At 62.5% G+C, this 21,937-nt stretch carries 24 protein-coding genes; 10 read left to right on the forward strand and 14 right to left on the reverse strand.

Annotated elements, in window-relative coordinates; genetic code table 11:
- Nucleotides 1–20 precede the first annotated feature (20 nt).
- The 7 genes from QTL56_RS01760 to alr form a co-directional block, all read right to left on the reverse strand.
- Nucleotides 21–761 (reverse strand): SDR family NAD(P)-dependent oxidoreductase, encoded by a 741-nt coding sequence (locus QTL56_RS01760; protein ID WP_245137511.1) that lies wholly within the window; start codon nucleotides 759–761, stop codon nucleotides 21–23.
- Nucleotides 762–887: 126 nt separating this feature from the next.
- Nucleotides 888–2,378 carry an amidophosphoribosyltransferase gene (purF, locus tag QTL56_RS01765; protein ID WP_229575811.1) on the reverse strand — a complete coding sequence of 497 codons (1,491 nt, stop codon included), beginning with the start codon at nucleotides 2,376–2,378 and terminating at the stop codon, nucleotides 888–890.
- 124 nt (nucleotides 2,379–2,502) lie between these two features.
- Nucleotides 2,503–3,099 carry a CvpA family protein gene (locus QTL56_RS01770; protein WP_245137510.1) on the reverse strand — a complete coding sequence of 199 codons (597 nt, stop codon included), beginning with the start codon at nucleotides 3,097–3,099 and terminating at the stop codon, nucleotides 2,503–2,505.
- An 88-nt stretch (nucleotides 3,100–3,187) separates the two neighbouring features.
- Complete coding sequence (gene radA / locus QTL56_RS01775; protein WP_229575813.1) at nucleotides 3,188–4,591, reverse strand: DNA repair protein RadA; 1,404 nt, start codon at nucleotides 4,589–4,591, stop codon at nucleotides 3,188–3,190.
- Entirely contained in the window at nucleotides 4,592–4,912 is a 321-nt protein-coding gene (locus tag QTL56_RS01780) for a type II toxin-antitoxin system RelE/ParE family toxin (protein WP_245137509.1), read from the reverse strand.
- Complete coding sequence (locus tag QTL56_RS01785) at nucleotides 4,909–5,199, reverse strand: ribbon-helix-helix domain-containing protein (protein WP_245137508.1); 291 nt, start codon at nucleotides 5,197–5,199, stop codon at nucleotides 4,909–4,911. The genes QTL56_RS01780 and QTL56_RS01785 overlap by 4 nt, the downstream gene beginning before the upstream one ends.
- 52 nt (nucleotides 5,200–5,251) lie before the next feature.
- On the reverse strand, nucleotides 5,252–6,418 hold the full coding sequence (gene alr, locus QTL56_RS01790; protein ID WP_245137507.1) for an alanine racemase: 1,167 nt from the start codon (nucleotides 6,416–6,418) through the stop codon (nucleotides 5,252–5,254).
- Between the two features lie 84 nt (nucleotides 6,419–6,502).
- On the opposite strand from alr, the gene QTL56_RS01795 reads away from it, so the two are divergent.
- From QTL56_RS01795 to QTL56_RS01805, 3 genes are all read left to right on the forward strand, one after another.
- A complete protein-coding gene (locus QTL56_RS01795) occupies nucleotides 6,503–7,366 on the forward strand; it encodes an AraC family transcriptional regulator (protein ID WP_229575817.1) in 864 nt (287 codons plus the stop codon).
- A gap of 69 nt (nucleotides 7,367–7,435) precedes the next feature.
- A complete protein-coding gene (locus QTL56_RS01800) occupies nucleotides 7,436–8,137 on the forward strand; it encodes an AzlC family ABC transporter permease (protein WP_245137506.1) in 702 nt (233 codons plus the stop codon).
- Nucleotides 8,134–8,436 (forward strand): AzlD family protein, encoded by a 303-nt coding sequence (locus QTL56_RS01805; protein ID WP_245137505.1) that lies wholly within the window; start codon nucleotides 8,134–8,136, stop codon nucleotides 8,434–8,436. The genes QTL56_RS01800 and QTL56_RS01805 overlap by 4 nt, the downstream gene beginning before the upstream one ends.
- Before the next feature lie 37 nt (nucleotides 8,437–8,473).
- Here QTL56_RS01805 and QTL56_RS01810 read toward each other — a convergent pair whose 3' ends face one another.
- The 7 genes from QTL56_RS01810 to QTL56_RS01840 form a co-directional block, all read right to left on the reverse strand.
- Nucleotides 8,474–9,970, reverse strand: a complete 1,497-nt coding sequence (locus tag QTL56_RS01810; protein ID WP_229575820.1) for a replicative DNA helicase — start codon at nucleotides 9,968–9,970, stop codon at nucleotides 8,474–8,476.
- Between the two features lie 253 nt (nucleotides 9,971–10,223).
- Entirely contained in the window at nucleotides 10,224–10,799 is a 576-nt protein-coding gene (gene rplI, locus QTL56_RS01815) for a 50S ribosomal protein L9 (protein ID WP_229575821.1), read from the reverse strand.
- 13 nt (nucleotides 10,800–10,812) lie between these two features.
- Nucleotides 10,813–11,790: a DUF2232 domain-containing protein gene (locus tag QTL56_RS01820; protein ID WP_245137504.1), complete on the reverse strand. Its 978-nt coding sequence runs from the start codon at nucleotides 11,788–11,790 to the stop codon at nucleotides 10,813–10,815.
- A 180-nt stretch (nucleotides 11,791–11,970) separates the two neighbouring features.
- Nucleotides 11,971–12,219, reverse strand: coding sequence for a 30S ribosomal protein S18 (rpsR, locus tag QTL56_RS01825; RefSeq protein ID WP_003502063.1), 249 nt, complete (start codon nucleotides 12,217–12,219; stop codon nucleotides 11,971–11,973).
- Nucleotides 12,220–12,242: 23 nt separating this feature from the next.
- The gene (rpsF, locus tag QTL56_RS01830; protein ID WP_229575823.1) at nucleotides 12,243–12,698 is read right to left on the reverse strand and encodes a 30S ribosomal protein S6; all 456 of its coding nucleotides are present in this window, start codon (nucleotides 12,696–12,698) and stop codon (nucleotides 12,243–12,245) included.
- Nucleotides 12,699–13,009: 311 nt separating this feature from the next.
- Nucleotides 13,010–13,942: a calcium/sodium antiporter gene (locus QTL56_RS01835; protein WP_245137503.1), complete on the reverse strand. Its 933-nt coding sequence runs from the start codon at nucleotides 13,940–13,942 to the stop codon at nucleotides 13,010–13,012.
- 132 nt (nucleotides 13,943–14,074) lie between these two features.
- Nucleotides 14,075–15,118 (reverse strand): aldo/keto reductase, encoded by a 1,044-nt coding sequence (locus QTL56_RS01840; RefSeq protein ID WP_245137502.1) that lies wholly within the window; start codon nucleotides 15,116–15,118, stop codon nucleotides 14,075–14,077.
- Nucleotides 15,119–15,326: 208 nt separating this feature from the next.
- Here QTL56_RS01840 and fabD point away from each other — a divergent pair, with 208 nt between their 5' ends.
- The 7 genes from fabD (at nucleotide 15,327) to gmk (ending at nucleotide 21,920) form a co-directional block, all read left to right on the forward strand.
- Nucleotides 15,327–16,271, forward strand: a complete 945-nt coding sequence (gene fabD, locus QTL56_RS01845) for an ACP S-malonyltransferase (RefSeq protein ID WP_229575826.1) — start codon at nucleotides 15,327–15,329, stop codon at nucleotides 16,269–16,271.
- 30 nt (nucleotides 16,272–16,301) lie between these two features.
- Nucleotides 16,302–17,039, forward strand: a complete 738-nt coding sequence (gene fabG / locus QTL56_RS01850) for a 3-oxoacyl-[acyl-carrier-protein] reductase (protein ID WP_136558750.1) — start codon at nucleotides 16,302–16,304, stop codon at nucleotides 17,037–17,039.
- 277 nt (nucleotides 17,040–17,316) lie between these two features.
- Complete coding sequence (locus QTL56_RS01855; RefSeq protein WP_006727438.1) at nucleotides 17,317–17,553, forward strand: acyl carrier protein; 237 nt, start codon at nucleotides 17,317–17,319, stop codon at nucleotides 17,551–17,553.
- Between the two features lie 132 nt (nucleotides 17,554–17,685).
- Nucleotides 17,686–18,942 (forward strand): beta-ketoacyl-ACP synthase II, encoded by a 1,257-nt coding sequence (gene fabF / locus QTL56_RS01860; protein ID WP_245137501.1) that lies wholly within the window; start codon nucleotides 17,686–17,688, stop codon nucleotides 18,940–18,942.
- 190 nt (nucleotides 18,943–19,132) lie between these two features.
- Entirely contained in the window at nucleotides 19,133–20,356 is a 1,224-nt protein-coding gene (mltG, locus tag QTL56_RS01865) for an endolytic transglycosylase MltG (protein ID WP_229576019.1), read from the forward strand.
- 22 nt (nucleotides 20,357–20,378) lie between these two features.
- The gene (locus QTL56_RS01870) at nucleotides 20,379–21,269 is read left to right on the forward strand and encodes a YicC/YloC family endoribonuclease (RefSeq protein WP_245137500.1); all 891 of its coding nucleotides are present in this window, start codon (nucleotides 20,379–20,381) and stop codon (nucleotides 21,267–21,269) included.
- A 3-nt stretch (nucleotides 21,270–21,272) separates the two neighbouring features.
- Nucleotides 21,273–21,920, forward strand: a complete 648-nt coding sequence (gene gmk, locus QTL56_RS01875) for a guanylate kinase (RefSeq protein ID WP_229575830.1) — start codon at nucleotides 21,273–21,275, stop codon at nucleotides 21,918–21,920.
- The last annotated feature ends 17 nt before the right edge of the window (nucleotides 21,921–21,937 follow it).

The following is a 21,937-nucleotide window of genomic DNA, read 5'->3' on the forward strand; positions in this document are numbered from 1 at the left end:
AGATGAGAAGGCCGAAACTCTTATTCCGGCATCCGGTAGTCGACGATCTTGCCTTCGCGCACCTGGTAGAGCTTGCCGGTTTCCGTCTGCTCCGGGCCGACCAGCGGCAGAAGCTTCCCGGCGACTTCGGAAGGGTGAGGCAGGGTCTCTGGATCTTCGCCCGGCATGGCCTGCGCACGCATGGCGGTGCGAGTGGCACCGGGGTCGACGCAAAGGATACGCAGCGGCAGGCGTTGTGTCTCGGCAGCCCAGGTGCGGGCAAGGGCTTCGACGGCGGCCTTGGAGGCGGAGTAGGGCGCCCAGAACGGACGGCACTTGTGAGCGGCGCCTGAGGACAGGATCAGTGCGCGGCCCTGATCAGACTTGACGAGCAGCGGCTCCAGCGAGCGGATAAGCCGCCATGTGGCTGTGACGTTGATCGTCATGACCTTGTCGAACACCTTCGCCTCGACATGGCCGATCGGCGCGATGACGCCAAGAACGCCCGCGTTCAGCACGGCGATGTCGAGCTTGCCCCAGCGCTCGAAGATGTGACCGCCGAGCTGGTCGATGGCAGCCATGTCCGAAAGGTCGAAGGGCACCAGTGTCGCTGTTCCGCCGACCGCCTTGATCGCATCATCCAGCTCTTCCAGACCGCCCACGGTGCGCGCGCAGGCAATGACGTGGGCGCCAGCCTTGGCCAGTTCGATCGCGGTGAAATAGCCGATGCCGCGCGAGGCGCCGGTGACGAGCGCGATCCGTCCCTTGAGGTCGATGGTCATGATCTGTCCTGTATTCCCAGAGCACTTCCGATGAAAACCAGGTCACCGGAAATGCTCTGTCTCCTTGATTCGACGCAGTCCGGACACAAAACTGCTGACGCACTTTTGTTGGACATGTTCTTAAGCTCAGCCGTTGGCGGCGAGCATGCTTTCCTTGCGGCCCGGCTTCTCGCTCTCCTTGTCGACGAGACGCGTCGGGTAGTCGCCGGTGAAGTAGTGGTCGGTGAACTGCGGGTTTGCCGGATCCCGCGGTGCGCCGCCGACTGCGGTGTAGAGACCGTCGATCGACAGGAAGGCCAGCGAATCCGCACCGATATACTTCGCCATGGCTTCAATGCCGAGATACTGGTTGGCGAGCAGCTTTTCGGCGTCGGGGGTGTCGATGCCGTAAAAATCCGGGTGGAAGATCATCGGGCTTGCGACCCGGATATGCACTTCCTTTGCGCCAGCGTCGCGGATCATCTGCACGATTTTCAGCGAAGTCGTGCCGCGCACGATGGAATCGTCGACCAGCACGACGCGCTTGCCTTCGATCATCGCCCGATTGGCCGAATGCTTGAGCTTGACGCCGAAGGCGCGGATCTGCTGGGTCGGCTCGATGAAGGTACGACCGACATAGTGGTTGCGGATGATCCCGTATTCGAAGGGAATGCCGCTCTGCTGGGCATAGCCGAGGGCCGCCGGCGTGCCGCCATCCGGCACGGGAACGACGACATCGGCTTCGACAGGCGCTTCGAGCGCGAGATTCATGCCGGCATTCTTGCGCGTCGTGTAGACGTTGCGGCCAGCGACGACGGAATCGGGGCGGGCGAAATAGACATATTCGAACAGGCAGACGCGTTCGGGCAGCGGACGTGCCGGCATGCGGGATTCGATCGTCACCGAGCCATCGGCCTGGGTTTCGCAGATGATCACTTCGCCGTTCTTCACGTCGCGGACGAATTTCGCGCCGATGATGTCGAGCGCGCATGTCTCGGAACAGAAGATCGGCTTGCCGTCGAGGTCGCCCAGGACCAGCGGTCGGATACCGATCGGATCGCGTGCGGCAATCAGCTTGGTGCGGGTGAGGGCGATCATCGCATAGCCGCCTTCCATCTGGCGGATGGCGTCGATGAAGCGGTCGGTGGTCGAGGCATGGCGCGAGCGGGCGATGAGGTGCAAGACGACCTCGGTGTCCGAGGTCGACTGGCAGATGGCGCCGGTCGCAATGATCTGGCGGCGCAGCGTCAGGCCGTTGGTGAAATTGCCGTTATGGGCAATCGCGATGCCGCCTTCTTCGAGTTCGGCAAACAGTGGTTGAACGTTGCGCAGAGCCACTTCGCCTGTGGTCGAGTAGCGGGTGTGGCCGATCGCCTGCGGGCCGGGCAGCTTCGCCAGCGTCACCGGGTTGGTGTAGTGGTCACCGACGAGCCCCATGTGCTTTTCGGTATAGAACTGCCGCCCGTCGAAGGAGACGATACCGGCCGCTTCCTGACCGCGATGCTGGAGCGCGTGCAGGCCAAGCGCCGTCAGCGTTGCGGCTTCCGGATGCCCGAGAATGCCGAACACGCCGCATTCTTCGTGGAACTTGTCGTCATGGCTACCATAGACGACATGGGAGGGGCTGGACTGCTTCATGGCGAGGGCCTTTGCTCCTGGGACAGATGCGGGTGCTGCGCTTTGAACAGTCAAGCCGCCGGTCTGTCCCGATCCGGCGGCGTCTGTCGTGTCTCAAATCGCGCGACGCAAGGCCGCGAGAGGATCAGTTGGCGGGTGCCGGGGTCTGTTCGGCAGGCGCCTGGTCTGCAGGGGCCGTTTCGCCGGCAGCGCCGGCTTCGGCATCTTCGCGACCGAGGATCCGTTCCCGGATCTGCGGCTCGATATCCTCGGGCAGAACGGCTTCGAGTTTTTCGACCAGTGAGTCCAGGAATGGCTTGGACTTGGAATTGTTGACCCAGTCCGGGCGCTGGCCAGCATCGATCAGCCAGTTCCAGAAGGCGACGGCGACGACGAGCAGCAGCAGGCCGCGCGCAGCGCCGAAGAGGAAACCGAGCGTCCGGTCCAGCGCGCCGATCCGGCTGTCGATGATGAAATCGGCAATGCGCGAGGTGATGAAGGAGATGACGATCAGTGCGATCAGGAAGATGATGCCGGCAGACCCCGCGAGCGCGATGCGCGCGTCGCTCGTATAGTTCATGAGGTAGGGCACGAGCAGGGGATAGAGATAGTAGGCGGCTGCCACCGAGCCCGCCCAGCTTGCGATGGACAGCACTTCACGCGAAAAGCCGCGCACCATCGCCAGCACCGCTGAAAACAGGACGACGCCGAGGACGATACCGTCAAAAATAGTGATGGGCATAAATTCCAACTCCAGGGCCACCGGCAAAAACCGGCATTGATGTCACCGCGAACCCGCCGGAACGCGTTCTCTCACGCGTCGGACCGGGTCAACCGTCCTCCTGATCTGCGGGGGCTTTCAGCCGGGAACCGGCGATCCGCGCCACGAGATCGGGAAGGCTGTCCACTTCCCTCCATTTGCCCTTCGAACCCTTCGGCAGGTCCGGCGAGGCAGCCGGCAAGACCGCGGCGGAGAAACCAAGCTTTTCCGCCTCTTTCAGCCTCTGGGCCGTGTGGGCCACCGGCCTCACTGCCCCCGACAGGCTGACTTCGCCGAAATAGACGCAATCGGCGGGAAGGGCAAGACCGGCCAGCGATGAAACCAGTGCTGAAGCAATCGCCATGTCGGCCGCCGGTTCACGGATCCGGTAGCCGCCGGCGACGTTCAGGTAAACGTCATGCTGCCCGAGCCTGACCCCGCAATGCGCCTCCAATACCGCCAAAATCATGGCGAGACGTGACGAATCCCAACCGACGACGGCGCGGCGAGGGGTTCCGAGTGATGTCGCAGCCACAAGCGCCTGCACTTCGACGAGCACGGGTCGCGTGCCTTCCATGCCGGCGAAGACGGCCGCCCCGGGCGCCTTTTCGTTGCGCTCGCCGAGGAAAAGCTCGGATGGATTGGCCACTTCCCGCAACCCCTTGTCCGACATTTCGAAGACGCCGATCTCATCCGTCGGCCCGAAACGGTTCTTGACCGTGCGCAGGATGCGGTAGTGATGGCCGCGATCCCCCTCGAAATAGAGGACCGCGTCGACCATGTGTTCGACGACACGGGGGCCGGCGATCTGGCCTTCCTTGGTCACGTGCCCGACCAGGACCATGGTGGCGCCCGTCTGTTTGGCATATCGGATCATCGCCTGCACGCCGGTGCGCACCTGGGTCACTGTGCCCGGCGCGCTGTCGGCGGTGTCGCTCCACAGCGTCTGGATCGAATCGATGATGACGAGATCCGGCCGTTTGCTTTCCGAAATGGTCGCAAGGATATCCTCGACGTTCGTTTCGGCGGCGAGCAGCACGTCGGTATCGGCTGCACCGAGGCGCTGAGCCCTGAGCCGAACCTGTGCCACGGCCTCTTCGCCCGACACATAGATGACGCGATGGCCGCGCCTCGACAGGGCCGCCGCCGCCTGCATGAGTAGCGTCGATTTGCCGATGCCGGGATCGCCGCCAATCAGCACGGCAGAACCTCGGACGAAACCACCGCCGGTGGCACGATCGAGTTCGCCCATGCCGGTCGGAATACGCGGTGCCTCCTCGATCTCGCCCGACAGCGCGGTGAGCGTAACGGCACGCCCCTTCTTCGGCGCCTTGCCGGGGCCGGAGCCGATCCCGCCCATCGGATCTTCCTCGACGATGGTGTTCCACTCGCCGCAGCCATCGCATTTGCCCGCCCAGCGGGAATGAACCGTGCCGCAGTTCTGGCAGACGAATTGGGTCTTGGCTTTGGCCATTCAGTCTTCACTTTCAGGAAAGGTGTCGGGAGTGATGCCTTGTCGACCATGCGTGATGCGGAGAGCAACAAGAGCGTCTTTGACGACACGGAAATAGATGCATCGAGGCCTGTAGGGAAATGCGCGTAATCCTGGTTTCAGCCATTCACGGCAGACGCCGGGGTTTCTGGAGCCAGCAAGGTCGATGATCTTCCGCTCGCTATCGCTCGTGAAGCGCTCGGCCGCAAGCGGGCTTCCCTCATAGAGGTAATTGTAGATCTGGATCAGATCCTCGATGGCCTGGGGGGGCAGTCGATAGCGTCGACCGGAGCTGCTGCTCACCGTCGTGCCTTCGCTTCCGCGATGACGAATGCAGTGAGATCGCCCGGCTCGGAAAACTCTTTGACGTCGCCGGCCTCTATGGCTTCATCCGCCTGATCGATCATAAATCGCAGTTCGGCGACCCGCTCCTGCTGACGCTCGCTCTCGGCCAGGAGACCAAGACCGGCACGCAACATATCCTCAGCGGAGGCATAGGCGCCGTTGCTCACCTGCCGTTCGACAAACGCGGATTCGTCCGGCTCCAGGTCCACCTGCACGGTCGAATGGGATGGATGGCCTTCGGTCATCGGTGACTCCATTGCTGGAACAATAGCAGAACAAACCCGGCCGCGCCAGACCTCAGTCCTCGCCCTCCAGATAGATCCGTTCATACCGCAGACCAAGACCCGTCAGCATTTCGTAGCCGATCGTGCCTGCAGAGCGGGCGACGTCATCGAGTCTCATCGAAGGTCCAAAGAGTTCGACATAATCGCCGCTGCGCACAGCATTTTCTGGCAGATCGGTGACGTCGAAGATGGTGAGGTCCATGGTGACCCTCCCGACGACGGGCACGCGCTTGCCGGCGATAACGCCGTGCGCACCCGGAAGCCCGGTCTCGCGCAGCGGGATTCCGGAGCCGGAGAGGTTGCGCAGATAGCCGTCGGCATAACCGGCGCTCGCGACTGCAAGCCGGCTGTCGCGCGCGAGCGCATGGGTCGCACCGTAGGAGACGCTCTCGCCGGCCTTCGCCTCGCGGATCTGTAGGATGCGCGCCTCGGCCTTGACCACCGGCTGCATCGGGTTTTCCGCACCGTTGACGGCTTCGCCGCCATAAAGTGCAATGCCGGGACGGGTGAGATCGAAGTGATAATCGGATCCGAGGAAAATGCCGGCGGAGGCCGAAAGACTGGAATCGATTCCTTCGAAAGCCGCGCTAACCGTCCGGAATTTCTCCAGTTGTAGCCGGTTCATCGGCGAGGCCGGATCATCTCCGCAGGCGAGGTGGCTCATCACCAGCACGGGATCGAGGCTTGCCGGGCGCGAGACGTCGTCGGTCAGGGCGAGCGCATCGGCAAGCGGCAGGCCGAGACGGTTGAAGCCGGTATCGACATGCAGCGCGCAGGGGTAAGGGCCGCGCTCGGTCAGCACTGCCATCCAGAAGGCGAGTTGCTCCTCCGAGGCGATCACCGGGACCAGATCGTTGGCGAAGAAGACGTCTTCCTGTCCCGGCCAGATGCCTGACAGCACGAAGATCCGGGCTTCCGGAGCATAGGGCCGGAGTGTCGCTCCTTCGGCCGGCACGGCGACGAAGAAGTCACGCGCCCCCGCTCGGTAAAGCACCTGTCCGACATCCTCTATGCCGAGGCCGTAGGCATCCGCCTTGACGACGGCGGCGGCCCGCGCCCGGCCGGATCGCCGCGCCATTTCGCGCCAGTTCTCGGCGATTGCCGAGAGATCCACGGTCAGGCGCAGCGGTGCCGAAAGAAACTCCTCCGGCGCATCGAGAATGGTGAAACGGTCTGTCATAAAGGCTTCTGGTCGGTTGATCTGTCCCGCGACCCTAGCACTTTTCTTCAAGACGAAAATGCGGCGGCCCGATATTATGCTGCTATGCACAGTGTTTCGCAGCAAGAGGCGGCCGAAGCCAACCCGGTCTCACGGCAGGAGCAGACCCGCTTCTGGCGGGATGCACGCTTCCGTGACATGGAATGCCTGAGCGCCTCTTTCATCACCCATGAATTCTCGCCGCACTCGCACGATACCTTCTCGATCGGAGCGATCGAGGTCGGCTGCCAGGTCGCGAGTATCCGCGGCACGCGCGAGCACACTGGCCCCGGGGCGCTCTACCTCATCAATCCGGGCGAGGTGCATGACGGCCAGCCAGGCGCACCGGAAGGCTATCGCTACCGGATGATTTATCCCGAGGTGTCATTGCTGACGGATATCATCGAGGACGTGACCGGCCGCGCTTTCAACGGCATGCCAAGCTTCGACCGGCAATTGCTCAGTGATCCAGAAGTCGCCAGGGCCTTCAACCTCGCACACAGCCGGATGGAGAACGGCGGGGTGGCGGAACTGGAAAGCGAGGAGAGCATGTACTGCGTGCTCGCCACCATGTTCGCCCGCCACGGCAGCGATATCCTCCGCGCACCCGATCACAGCGAGCCGCGCGCCATGCGCCGCGTGCGCGATTACATCGCCGCCCATTTCGACGCGGAAATCGGATTGGAAGCCCTGGCCAAGGCGGCAGGTCTCAGCCGTGCCCACATGATCCGGGCTTTCCGCAAGCACTATTTCATTACGCCGCATGCCTTCCAGACGGACATGCGCATCCGCCATGCGAGACATCTTCTGCGTATGGGCGCCACCCCGTCGGAAACGGCAGCCGCCTGCGGCTTTGCCGACCAGGCCCACATGACCCGTCAATTCAAGGCCCGTACCGGTCTCACGCCAGCGGTCTTTCGCGCCGGCTGATCACTTTCATTCAAGACCCGGCGCAGGCAGGCGCCTATCCCGGCGACTGTGTTCTGTATGGGAGACGCCATGACATCCGCTGCACGCCTGGAGATGCGCCAGGGCTGTCACTCCATCCTTCCGCTGACCGTCGCAGTCGTACCCATCGGGCTCGTCTTCGGCGCCGTCGCTGCCACCAAGGGACTTTCCGCTCTTGAGGCCATGCTGATGAGCGCGCTTGTCTTTGCCGGTGGCTCGCAATTCGTCGCGATGGACCTCTGGACCCATCCGGCAAACATGGCAGCGCTCGGCAGCGCTGCCCTTCTCGTCAACATCCGGCATGTCCTCATGGGGGCCTCTATCTCGCGGCATATGGCTGAATTCTCTGGTCGGCAGAAAGTCATGTCGATGCTCTTTCTCGCCGACGAGATCTGGGCGGTCGCAGAGTTTCGCGCGCGCGGACACCGGTTGACCCCGGTCTGGTTCTTCGCCGCCGCCTTGCCTTTCTATCTTGCCTGGGTGCTGTCGGGGTTCACCGGTGCCCTCCTTGGCGCCATGGTCGGAGATCCGGCAGTAATTGCCATGGACTTTGTCTTCCCGGCCGTCTTCGTCATCCTGATCTTCGGCTTCTGGCGTGGCAACCATACCGGATGGATCCTCGTCGGAAGCGCGGCTTCAGCCCTCCTGGTTCATCATGTCGTGCCGGGTGTCTGGTATATCCTGGGCGGCGCACTCGGCGGCGTTGCCATGGCCGCCCTTGCCTCGCGCAGGGCGCGGGAGGTTCGTCCATGACCCTCGATCTGATGACGGTGCTTGCGATCTGCGCCATGTCGGCGGCCACCGTCGCGACCCGTTTGGCCGGCCTGTGGGTCGGTCGGCTTCTGAAGCTGTCGCCGAATACCGAGGAGATCCTCGGCGCCATCCCGCCCTCGGTTCTGATGGCCGTGGTGGCACCCACCGCCTTTGCAACCGGCTGGGCCGAGACGATCGGATGCGTCGTGGTGGCGATTGCCGCAACCCGCCTGTCGCTCCTGCCCGCCGCCGCATGTGGCGTGGGTGTGGTCGCGGCCCTTCGGTCGCTGGGCCTCTAGCAAACAGAAAGGGCGCCTTGCGGGGCGCCCTTCGATCTCACGGCTCTTCGTATTGAATGAAGCTCGGCTCGGCCAGGTCCGCGAAGCGGGTGAATTCCGACTGGAAGGCGAGCTTGACGGTACCCGTCGGTCCGTGGCGCTGCTTGGCGATGATGACGTCGGCCGTGCCCTTGACCTTGTCCATATGCGCTTCCCATTCGGGATATTTCGGATCGGCGAGATCCCGGGGCTCCATGTTCTTCACATAGTATTCCTCACGGAACACGAAGAGCACGACGTCGGCGTCCTGCTCGATCGAACCCGATTCGCGAAGGTCGGAGAGCTGCGGGCGTTTGTCTTCGCGGCTTTCCACCTGACGCGAGAGCTGCGACAGGGCAACGATCGGTACGTTCAACTCCTTGCCGAGCGACTTGAGGCCCGTGGTGATCTGGGTGATTTCCTGCACGCGGTTTTCGCCCGCCTTTCCGGCACCCGTCATCAGCTGGATATAGTCGACGACCAGGAAGTCGAGGCCGCGCTGACGCTTCAGGCGGCGGGCTCGGGCGGAAAGCTGGGCAATCGAGATGCCACCGGTCTGGTCGATGAACAGCGGCACCTTCTGCATGGTCTGGCTGAAGCCGACGAGCTTCTCGAATTCATGCTCGGTGATGTCACCACGGCGGATCTTCGACGAGGAGACCTCCGTCTGCTCGGACATGATACGGGTGGCGAGCTGTTCGGCCGACATTTCCAGCGAGTAGAAGCCGACGACGCCGCCGTTCTTTGCCTTGAAGGAGCCGTCGGGCAGGACTTCGGGCTCATAGGCCGCCGCGATGTTCCAGGCGATGTTGGTCGCAAGCGAGGTCTTGCCCATGCCCGGGCGTCCGGCGAGAACGATCAAGTCGGAGCGCTGCAACCCGCCCATCTTGGCATCGAGGGACTGGATACCGGTCGAGACACCGGAGAGGTTGCCGTCGCGTTCGAAAGCCGCGCCCGCCATGTCGACGGCCTGGGCGACCGCATCCGAGAAGGATTGGAAGCCGCCGTCGTAGCGACCGTTTTCGGCGAGTGCGAAGAGCCGGCGTTCGGTGTCTTCGATCTGCGCCTGCGGTGGCATGTCGAGTGGCGCATCATAGGCGATGTTGACGACATCTTCGCCGATCTGGATCAGCGAGCGGCGCAAGGCCAGATCGTAGATAGCGCGACCATAGTCCTCGGCATTGATGATCGTCACCGCTTCGGAGGCCAAACGTGCGAGATATTGCGCGACCGTCAGGTCACCGACCTTCTGGTCGGCCGGCAGGAAGGTCTTGATGGTGACCGGGTTCGCCGTCTTGCCCATGCGGATGATTTCCGAGGCGACCTCGAAGATCTTCCGATGCAATGGCTCATAGAGATGTTCGGGCTTGAGGAAATCGGACACACGGTAGAAGGCATCATTGTTGACGAGGATCGCGCCCAGCAAGGCCTGTTCGGCTTCGATGTTGTTCGGCGCCTCCCGGTAGAGGGGCTCGGCCGGCTGGACCGGGCTCAGTTTGCGCGCAGCATCGTTCATTCGTTCGCATCCGTTCAGTGTGTCGGCGGTGGCTGCACCATAGCGACAAAGCGGGCCGGCGGAATGGCTTCCACCGCAACCCACATTGATTCACAGGCACATTGTCTCCACTTCACAAAAAGCCCAGGAATCCGATCTTTTCGGTTGACTGTGACATTCGGCGAATCGGCGTTGGGATGCTCTATTTTAGCAGAGCACAAACGAAAAACGCCCGGAAAAATCCGGGCGTTTCGCTTCAACCTGGGGCTGAAAATCAGGCGTCGTCGCCGTCCATGTCGGCATCCGGATCGAAGAAGTCTTCCGGACGCAGGGCGTCTTCGTCGATGCCGTAGATGGCGTCGGCCGAGGTGAGGCTTTCGCCCTTGGACTGGCGCTCAGCTTCGTCGGCCGAACGTGCAACGTTGAGTTCGACGGAGAGTTCGACTTCCGCATGCAGGTGCAGCGTGACCTGATGCAGGCCGATGGCCTTGATCGGGGTGTTCAGCTCGACCTGGTTGCGGCCGATGTTGAAGCCTTCGGCAGCCAGGATTTCGACGACGTCGCGGGCAGCGACCGAACCGTAGAGCTGGCCGGTTTCACCCGCCGAGCGGACGACGATGAAGGACTTGCCGCCAAGAGCGTCGGCGACCGTCTGGGCTTCCGACTTGCGCTCGAGGTTGCGAGCTTCGAGCGTGGCGCGCTCGGAATCGAAACGCTTCTTGTTGGCTTCGTTGGCGCGCAGCGCCTTGCCCTGCGGCAGCAGGAAGTTACGAGCGAAGCCGTCACGAACCTTGACGGTTTCGCCCATCTGGCCGAGCTTTGCGATGCGTTCGAGGAGAATGACCTGCATGATCCTGTTCCTTTCAGTTGTCAGTGTCGGAGTTTGATGTGTCGGCCTTGCCGGCCGGCGTCAGGGCAACGGTCCTTCGTGTGTCCGAAAGGCCGATGATGAAGGGGATCATGAGCGGAAGCAGCATGATCGAAGAGAGGTAGGCGAGTACGAGTGCCGGCAGGCGCCAGTCCTTGCCGCGGGTCTTCAGATGCAGCGAGGCGAAGCCCGCCATCAGGAAGCCGGCGCCGAAAGTGCCGCAGACGGTTGCGCCAATCATCGCGGGTACGCCGCCGATAAAGCAGGCAACGATGCCGGCGAGGAAGATGAAGACCGTGTTGCGGTTCATGCGCAGAGCCGACGGAAAATCCTCGCGCGGACGCTTGTTGCGGCCCGAAGCGGTGACGATGCGCATGGCGATGTAATACATCATCGTCAGGAGCAGCACCCAGGTGCCGCCCTGGATGATCGGCAGCAGCACGACCATGCTGCGCTTCAGCTGTTCGAGCGCCACCGCATCCGGCGCCATGGCCGGATCCTGCGCATTCATCGCCTGTGTCATGGCGTCGACCAGCTGGCCGGTAAATTCCGGCCCAAAGCCAATGATGACACCGAGCACGACGACGGCAATCGCCACGAAGCTGCAGAGCTGCAGAAGAATGTCGGAGAGCGGGTACCAGGCGATCAGATCATCCGGACCGCCGAGTTCGGACGCGGGGCGCGCCAGGCTCGACAGGTGGGCCAGCCAGCCGGCGGGGGCGAGCGTGAAGATCGCCATGCCGAAGGCAAACATCGGCGAGACGCTGACCGTGCCGAGCAGGGCGGCGGTCACGATCGCGGTGATCGCCGCGGCATTGCCCCAGCCGAGGCCGACGATGAGAACGGGAAGGGCGGATGCTGCATAAAGAATGGAGGCAAGCGTCGGCTGCGCCGCAGCACCCAGCACGAGCAGGGCGGCGGTGATACCGGCAACAAAGCCGGTCGTCAGCAATTTCGCATTCAGTTTCTGCAACGTCGCTGTCCTGCTGGTTCAAGCAGTTAGGGGAGAGCTCGAGCGATCTCGCAGAAGCATCCCCAACATGGGATTTCGCCTGGCGTCGCGACAAGCGCGCCACCGGGCGTCGGTTCCGATCCGCGCCCAACGCGGAAGGGATGAAGCCCGCCGGCAGGCGCCGGCAGGCTTCAGATCAGATTAGGCTACGACGTAAGGCAGCAGGCCGAGGAAACGGGCGCGCTTGATGGCCTGGGCCAGTTCGCGCTGCTTCTTCTGGGAAACTGCGGTGATACGCGAAGGAACGATCTTGCCGCGCTCGGAAATGTAGCGCTGCAGGAGACGGACGTCCTTGTAGTCGATCTTCGGAGCATTCGCGCCCGAGAAGGGGCAGGTCTTGCGACGACGATGGAAGGGACGACGTGCCTGAGAAGAGGATGCATCAGCCATTGTGTTTTCTCCTTTTGCTCAGATTACGCGCGGTCTTCGCGCGGACGGCGCTCGAAGCCACCTTCGCGGGGGGCACGGTCCGGACGCGGACCACGATCGCCGAAGTCGCGGCGCGGGCCACGATCGTCGCCGTCACGACGCGGACGGTCGTCACGGTCGCGCTTCTGCATCATCGCGGACGGGCCTTCTTCGTGGGCTTCGACGGCGATGGTCATGTAACGAAGAACGTCTTCGTTGATGCGCATCTGGCGCTCGACTTCGTGAACAGCAGCCGCCGGAGCGTCGATGTCCATGAGAGCGTAGTGAGCCTTGCGGTTCTTCTTGATGCGGTACGTCAGGGACTTGAGGCCCCAGTTTTCAACGCGCCCGACCTTGCCACCGTGAGCTTCGATAACACCCTTGTACTGTTCGACGAGGGCATCAACCTGCTGAGCGGACATATCCTGCCGGGCAAGGAATACGTGTTCGTAGAGAGCCATGTAAGCTTTGCCTTTTCTTGCGGTTGTCGTCACCCGGATCCGGCGCTAAGCCTCAACGACTGCTCCTGTGCGGCACAGGCCACGGCAAGAAAAGCGTTGTGTTCGAGACGGTCGAGAGCGGAGACACGGGAGGCCGGAAACCCTTATGGTTCCTGCTGCAAGCCTCGCGACCTGCCAGCCCTCCGTTCAGCCACCAGCCAGAGGACCGGGTGTTGTGAACGGCGCGCTTATACGCGCATTGGCCACAAAAGCAAGGGTCGCACGGCAATTTCTGCCGGCGGCCCTGCCGATAATCTGTGGCCTTCCCGTCTTCAAACCTGCGTCAGTGCCGCTGTGTAGCCGACATAGGCGACCAGCATCGCGCCTGCCGTCAACCTGCGCACCCCCAGATGGGCCAGAAGCAGGAAGGCGAAGCCGAGCGTGACGGCCAGCATGACGGGCACGTCGAAGCTTCCAAAGCGTGGCGCGACGGCAATCGGCTGGATGACCGAGGTCACCCCGAGAATGAACAGGATGTTGAAGATATTCGACCCGACAATATTGCCGATCATGATGTCGGAATGCTTTCGAAGCGCCGACATGACCCCCGTGGCCAGTTCCGGAAGGGATGTCCCGACGGCGACCACTGTCAGTCCGATGACCGCCTCCGAGACGCCGAAGTCGCGAGCGAGGCTGGTTGCGCCGCGCACGAGAAGTTCGGCACCGACGAAAAGCGTTGCGAGGCCGCCGAGGATGAGCACGGTCATGAAGCCCGTGCCGAGCGTCTCGTGCCTGACGTCTTCATCCGCGAGCTCGTCGAGCGACCCCTTGCCTTGAACATAGGCATAGACGATGTAGGCAAGCAGGGCCACGACCATCAGCAGCCCTGCCAGCCGTCCGATGGTCGGAAACTGCGTGAGGCCGAGCAGAAGGATTGCCGCGCCGATCATCACATAGGTGTCGCGCTTCACACCCTTATCCCAATGGGTGATGGGAAAGATCATAGCGCAGGCGCCGACGATCAGAAGAATGTTTGCGGCATTTGAGCCGACGACATTGCCGAGCGCGATATCGGATGAGCCGGTCAGGGCGGCACGGACGGAGACCAGAAGTTCTGGCATGGATGTGCCGAAGCCGACGATGACCAGCGACACGATCAGCGTTGGAATGGCCAGCTTCTGTGCGACGGCAATCGCCCCGCGCAAAAGCCACTCCGCCCCGAAGTAAAGGCCGACCAGGCCTCCGGCTACGAATAGGTAATCCAAGCATTCCCCCTGTGTTCCGGACGCAATGGCCGATGTCCTGATCGCCGCCATAAATGGGATTGGGCAGCGGCGATGGTAGGGTGCACCTATTCACGTTTTTGTAGGTGCTGGACGCCGACTATCCGCGAAATGTCAGATCGGCATCGGATACTCGCGGTGGATCTTCGCGATTTCCTTGATGATGTCGTCGGAGAGGGTAAGGTCGGCTGCTCCGATGTTGATCTCCAACTGGTCCATCGTGGTCGCGCCGATGATGACCGAGGCCATGAAGGGGCGTGTCAGGCAGAAGGCCAGCGCCATGGCCGAGGGGTCGAGCCCGTGTTTGGCGGCCAGTTCCACATAGGCGCGGGTGGCGGCTTGCTGCTGCGGTACCAGACGTCCGCCGATGTCGCCATTGATTGAACCGCGTGAACCGGCCGGCTTCCGTCCGTCGAGATACTTGCCCGACAGAATGCCGCCGGCGAGTGGCGAATAGGCGAGCAGGCCGACGTCCTCATGGTGCGAGAGTTCGGCGAGATCGAGATCGTAATGCCGGTAGAGCAGATTGTATTCGTTCTGGATGGTCGCGACGCGCGGCAGACCTGTGGCTTCCGCAAGCGAGAGATATTTCTGCGTGCCCCATGTGGTCTCGTTCGATAGCCCGATGGCTTTCAGCTTGCCGGCCTTCACGCAGTCGCCAAGAGCCTCAAGGATCTCCGCGATCTCGGCGGAAGCCCTTGCCTTGTCCTGCTTGAAGGGGTTGTAGCTCCAGGCGCCCCGGAAATGGAAATGTCCACGGTTTGGCCAGTGGATCTGATAGAGATCAACATAATCGGTCTTGAGCCGCATAAGGCTGGCATCGAGTGCCTCCTTCACCGTGGCGCCGGTAATCGGCTTGCCCTCGCGGATATAGGGTCGGCCCGGTCCTGCGACCTTTGTTGCCAGAACGACCTTGTCACGCTTGCCTGAATTCTTGAACCAGTCGCCGATCAGGCGTTCCGTGTCGGCATAGGTCTCTGCAGAAAGCGGCGTCGTTGGGTAGAGTTCGGCCGTATCAAAGAAGTTGACGCCATGCTCGAGCGCATAATCCATCTGCGCGAACGCATCCTCGGGACTGTTCTGTGACCCCCAGGTCATCGTGCCCAGGCAGATTTCGGAAACAAGGATATCGGTTCGGCCGAGCCGGTTCATCTTCATGGGTATGCCTCGATAAATGGAGAGAGTGTCTTGGGAGACGGAGAGCGGTCAGCGGCAATTTAGGCAGAAATTGATGCACCGCAAGATGCCGATAGCTGTGGAGCAGCCCTTGTGGAAGGCCCGTTGGGCTGGTTGCGGAAGGGGTGCGAGGCTTGACTCGCAAGGTCCATATGTGAATTGACAGGGAAAAACCCAGGGAGAAACGCCCATGTCAGTCGCATTCACATTTCCCGGCCAGGGAAGCCAGGCCGTCGGAATGGGCAAGGAACTTGCCGACAATTTCGCCGAAGCCCGCGCCGTCTTCGCGGAAGTCGACGAAGCGCTCGGCCAGAGCCTGTCCGACATCATGTGGAACGGTCCGGAAGAGACGCTCACTCTGACCGCCAATGCCCAGCCGGCTTTGATGGCGGTCTCCATGGCGGTCATCCGCGTGCTCGAAGCCAAGGGTCTCGATCTGAAGACGAAGGTCGCCTTCGTTGCCGGCCACTCGCTCGGCGAATACTCGGCGCTGTGTGCCTCTGGCACGTTCTCGATCGCCGATACCGCGCGTCTCCTGCGCATTCGCGGCAATGCCATGCAGGCAGCCGTGCCGGTCGGCGCTGGCGCCATGGCCGCGATCATCGGTCTGGAGCACGGCGACGTACAGGCCATCTGCGCGGAGGCCTCTGCCGTCGGTCCGTGCCAGATCGCCAATGACAATGGCGGCGGCCAGCTGGTCATCTCCGGCGGCAAGGCGGCGGTCGAGAAGGCTGCAGCGCTGGCGACCGAGAAGGGCGCCAAGCGCGCCATCATGTTGCCCGTTTCTGCGCCTTTCCATTCGGCCTTGATGGGCCCGGCGGCAGACGCGATGCGCGAAGCTCTGTCCAAGGTCGAGAAGAAGGATCCCGCGGTGCCGCTGATCGCCAATGTCCGCGCAACGCCTGTCACCTCCGCTGCCGAAATCGCCGACCTGCTGGTCGAGCAGGTGACGGGTCAGGTCCGCTGGCGCGAAACCGTCGAATGGTTCGGCGCCAACGGCGTCACAACGCTTTATGAAATCGGCGCCGGCAAGGTCCTCACGGGGCTCGCCCGCCGCATCGACAAGAACATCAGCGGCATTGCCGTGAATGGCCCGGCCGATATCGACGCGGCGATCGCCGCGCTGAACGGCTGATCGCCTCAACGAACAAGAAGGAATTCAATCATGTTGGATCTGACCGGCCGCAAGGCACTTGTCACCGGCGCCACCGGCGGCATTGGTGAAGAAATCGCAAGGCAGCTGCATGCCCAGGGCGCAATCGTCGGCCTGCACGGCACGCGTGTCGAAAAGCTGGAAGCGCTCGCAGCCGAACTCGGCGACCGCGTGAAGATCTTCCCGGCAAACCTGTCGGATCGCGACGAAGTGAAGGCGCTCGGCGAAAAGGCCGAAGCCGAACTGGAAGGTGTCGACATCCTCGTCAACAATGCCGGCATCACCAAGGACGGCCTGTTTGTCCGCATGTCCGATGCCGACTGGGATGCGGTTCTCGAGGTCAATCTGACCGCCGTCTTCCGCCTGACACGCGAACTGACCCATCCGATGATGCGCCGCCGTTTCGGCCGCATCATCAACATCACCTCCATCGTCGGCGTGACCGGCAATCCGGGTCAGGCCAATTACTGCGCATCCAAGGCCGGCATGATCGGCTTTTCGAAGTCGCTCGCCCAGGAAATCGCCACGCGCAACGTGACTGTCAACTGCGTCGCGCCCGGCTTCATCGAAAGCGCGATGACGGGCAAGCTCAACGACAAGCAGAAGGACGCCATCATGGGAGCAATTCCCATGAAGCGCATGGGCACCGGAGCCGAGGTCGCCTCCGCCGTTGTCTACCTCGCCTCCAATGAGGCAGCCTACATGACGGGGCAGACGCTGCACGTGAACGGCGGTATGGCGATGATCTGATCTCGTTGCCGGAAACTGCCCCTCTGCAATAGGATGTTGACCGAGGCAAAGGGGCGAATTTCTGGCTTTGCGGCGCGCTGAAACCGTGTTAAGCGGGCCATGACTGTGAGCAGTTGCTCCGTCTCATGAGCCGAAGTTTATGCTTTTGTTCGCATAAACCGCTCTGGGTCTGGGCCGAACGGGTTTGCTGGTGGGGACGAAAGCGATCACTGGCGGAATGCAGGGCAGGGACGCCATTAAGGCTCCCTCTGAATTTTAGAAGGTCGAGGATACCGACATGAGCGATATCGCAGAACGCGTGAAGAAAATTGTAGTTGATCATCTCGGCGTTGACGCTGAAAAGGTTGTCGAAGGCGCCAGCTTCATCGACGATCTGGGCGCTGACTCGCTCGACACCGTCGAACTCGTCATGGCGTTCGAAGAAGAATTCGGCGTTGAGATCCCGGACGATGCTGCTGACTCGATCCTGACGGTCGGCGACGCTGTGAAGTTCATCGAGAAGGCTCAGGCCTGATCGATCACACTGCTGCGGAAGGCGGGCTTTATGCCCGTCCTGTCCGCTTGGGCCCGCGATGAGCGGGCCTTGTTGTATCTGGACCTTTGTTTACAATGACTTCGGTCAAAGAATTTGGGTGGGCCTCGCACGATGAGACGTGTCGTCATCACCGGTACCGGCATGGTATCGCCTCTGGGATGTGGAACGGAATTGACCTGGCAGCGGCTGCTGGCCAGCCAGAGCGGCGCCCGGCGCGTCACGGAGTTCGAGGTCGAAGATCTGCCTGCCAAGATCGCCTGCCGCTTGCCCACCGAGGGCGAAGGTGCCTGGAATCCGGATGACTGGATGGAGCCCAAGGAGCAGCGCAAGGTCGATCATTTCATCATCTTTGCGGTCGCTGCGGCCGACATGGCGCTGAAGGATGCCGGCTGGGCGCCGAGCACCTACGAAGACCAGTGCCAGACCGGCGTGCTGATCGGCTCCGGCATTGGTGGCATCGAAGGCATCGTCGAGGCGGGGCACATCCTGCGTGACAAGGGGCCGCGCCGGCTCTCGCCCTTCTTTATTCCAGGCCGCCTGATCAATCTGGCCTCCGGCCATGTCTCCATCCGCCACAAACTGCGTGGCCCCAACCATTCCGTCGTCACGGCCTGTTCCACCGGCGCGCACGCGATCGGTGATGCGGCCCGTCTCGTTGCCCTCGGCGATGCCGACGTCATGGTCGCCGGCGGCACGGAATCGCCGATCAACCGCGTTTCTCTCGCGGGCTTTGCCGCCTGCAAGGCACTCTCGACCGCCCGCAACGACGATCCGACAGCGGCCTCCCGTCCCTATGACAAGGACCGCGACGGTTTCGTCATGGGCGAGGGCGCCGGCATCGTCGTGCTCGAAGAACTGGAACACGCCAAGGCTCGCGGCGCCAAGATCTATGCCGAAGTCGTCGGCTATGGTCTTTCTGGCGACGCCTTCCACATCACGGCGCCTTCGGAAGACGGCGACGGGGCGTTCCGCTGCATGACCATGGCGCTGAAGCGTGCCGGCCTCTCGGCGGGCGATATCGACTATATCAACGCCCATGGCACCTCGACCATGGCGGACACGATCGAACTCGGCGCCGTCGAACGGCTTCTGGGCGAGCATGCTCCGAAGGTCTCGATGTCCTCGACCAAGTCGGCAATCGGCCACCTGCTCGGTGCCGCCGGTGCCGTCGAGGCAATCTTCTCGACGCTGGCGATTCGCGACAACATCGCGCCGCCGACGCTCAACTTGGACAATCCCGATGTCGAGACGATGATCGATCTCGTGCCCCACAAGGCGCGCAAGCGTGAGATCAACGTCGCCCTGTCGAATTCCTTCGGCTTTGGCGGCACCAATGCATCGCTGGTGCTGAAGCGCTACGAGGGCTGATCTGAACCCGGGCGGCAGGAGTTTGGTCCCGTCGCCCGTGATAGCTCTGGATGAAGGCGGGATGCTCTTGCCCGCTCCCTTGGACTGCGGTTAGAAATCATGCCAACGCCCGGCGCACCGCGCCGGACGATGACCCGGATTTTTGCCGCATTGCTGGATGAAACAGCCGCGAGTGCGAAACAAAGAAGGATTGCCGGTGACCGACAACAGCCAGAATGGCGGTAGCCAGAACAACGGTGTCTCCTTCGGCCGCGATGCCGATAACCAGCCGGGCAAGGGCCCCTTCATTCCGAAGTCGCCCAACGAGGCGCTGCGCCCCGAGCGCGTGCCGCAGCCGCCGCGCCGCTCGCGCAAGGCTCGCAGCCAACTCGTGATCTTCCTGAACTTCCTGATGACCATGGCGGTCTTCGTCTGTGTCGTCGCTGTCGCAGGCTTCTTCTATGTCATGGACAGCTATCAGAAGCCCGGACCTCTGGCGGCCAACACCAATTTCGTGGTGCGCAGCGGCGCCGGTCTCGCCGAGATCGCCAACAATCTCGAGCGCAACGGGATTGTCTCGGATGCCCGGATCTATCGATACGTTACCACGACCTATCTCGCCGACGGCCAGACCCTGAAGGCCGGTGAATACGAGATCAAGGCCGGTGCCTCGATGAAGGAGGTCACGGCCCTGCTCGAGTCCGGCAAGTCGATCCTCTATGCGGTGTCCTTCCCGGAAGGCCTGACCGTCAAGCAGATGTTCCAGCGTCTTGCTGCCGATACCGTGCTGGAAGGTGAACTGCCGACGGAACTGCCGCCGGAAGGCAGCCTGCGCCCCGACACCTACAAGTTCACCCGCGGCACCAACCGCGCCGAGATCGTCACGCAGATGCGTGCGGCGCAGGATCGGCTGATCGACCAGATCTGGGAGAAGCGCGATCCGGATCTGCCGGTCGAGACCAAGGAAGAATTCGTCACGCTCGCCTCGATCGTCGAGAAGGAAACCGGCAAGGACGACGAACGCGCCCACGTGGCCTCCGTGTTCATCAATCGCCTGAACAAGGGCATGCGCCTGCAGTCGGATCCGACCATCATCTATGGCCTCTTTGGCGGTGACGGCAAACCGGCCGATCGTCCGATCTTCCAGTCGGACATCCGCAAGGAGACGCCCTACAACACCTATGTGATCAAGGGCCTTCCACCCGGTCCGATCGCCAATCCGGGCCGCGCGGCACTCGAATCCGTCGCCCATCCGTGGAAGACGGAAGATCTCTACTTCGTTGCCGATGGCAATGGTGGCCACGCCTTTGCGCCCACGCTGGACGAGCACAATGCGAACGTGCGCCGCTGGCGCAAGATCGAGGCCGAACGCGCCCAGACGCCGCCGGCGACCCTCGATGTCGAACCGGAAATCGATCCGGCGGCGAACGATTGAGACTGGCATCAGGGGGCGGGGCATGACACTGCAATCCATGACGGGCTTCGCCCGCATCGAAGGTTCGTCCGGGCGATACCGCTGGGCCTGGGAGTTGCGTTCGGTCAACGGCAAGGGGCTGGATCTGCGCACGCGACTGCCGCAGGGACATGAAGCCCTGGAAGCCGACATTCGTCGGCTCGCTGGCGAGCGTCTGACCCGCGGTAACCTGCAGATTGGCCTCAGCGTGGCAGTCAGTGAAAACCGGGTGGAGGCCGTGCTTAACCGGGATGCGCTCGCAGCCGTGCTTTCGCTTCGCGACGAACTGGGCCCCGACATGCTCGATCCCGCGCCGCTGCGGCTCGACACGCTGCTGTCGATCCGGGGCCTCGTGGACATGCGCGAGGCGACCGACGACGCGGATGCGATTGCCGCTCGCGACACCGATATCCTTGAAGGCCTCGAGCGCGCGATCGCTGCGATCACCGAGATGCGCACGGCGGAGGGCGCGGCGCTCCGCCGTATCCTCGAAGAACAGATCGCAAGGATCGAGGATCTCGCCCTCCAGATCGAGGCCGATCCTTCCCGTTCTCCGGAAGAGATCGCCCGCCGCCTCGAAGCCCAGCTCGCCACGCTGATGGATACGACCAATGGCCTCGACCGCGATCGCCTGCATCAGGAAGTCGCCATGATCGCCACCAAGGCGGATCTGCGCGAGGAGATCGACCGGCTGAAGGCGCATGTGACTGCCGCCCGCGAATTGCTCGCCACAGGCGGCCCTGTCGGCCGCAAGCTCGATTTTCTGGCGCAGGAATTTAACCGAGAATCAAATACTATCTGTTCCAAATCCAATGCCGTCGCCGTCACCGCTGCCGGCATCGAATTGAAGGTCGTCATCGACCAGTTCCGCGAACAGGTCCAGAATCTGGAGTAGTCCATGGCCGAGAGTGAGTCTGCACACGTCAAGATTGCCAGGCGCGGCCTGATGCTGGTCATCTCCTCACCATCGGGTGCGGGGAAATCCACCATTGCCCGCACGCTGATGGACAAGGACAAGCGGATTGGCCTTTCGGTCAGCGTCACCACGCGCCAGCGTCGCCAGAGCGAAATCGAAGGCGTGCACTATAATTTCGTGTCGCAACGGGAATTCGAGCGACTGCGCGACAGCGACTCGCTTCTAGAATGGGCGCAGGTGCACGGCAATTATTACGGCACGCCGCGCGAGGCCGTGGAAACGGCTATGGGCGAGGGGCGCGATATGCTCTTCGACATCGACTGGCAGGGCGCCCAGCAGTTGCAGGACAAGATGTCGGCCGATGTCGTCTCGATCTTCATCCTGCCGCCGACCATGGCGGAGCTCCAGTCCCGGCTGCATCGCCGGGCCGAGGACACCGAGGAGGTCATCCAGACCCGCCTTGACAATTCCCGTGCCGAGATCGCCCATTGGCGCGAATATGACTATGTGATCGTCAACGACGACCTGCAGGCGGCTTTCGACGCGGTTCAGTCAATCGTCAAGGCCGAGCGTCTGCGCCGCGACCGCCGTCACGGTCTCTTCGATTTCGTCGAGGGGCTGATCGCCTGACACTTTAAAATTGCGAA

The sequence above is a fragment of the Peteryoungia algae genome, assembly GCF_030369675.1.
Lineage (GTDB): Bacteria > Pseudomonadota > Alphaproteobacteria > Rhizobiales > Rhizobiaceae > Allorhizobium > Allorhizobium algae.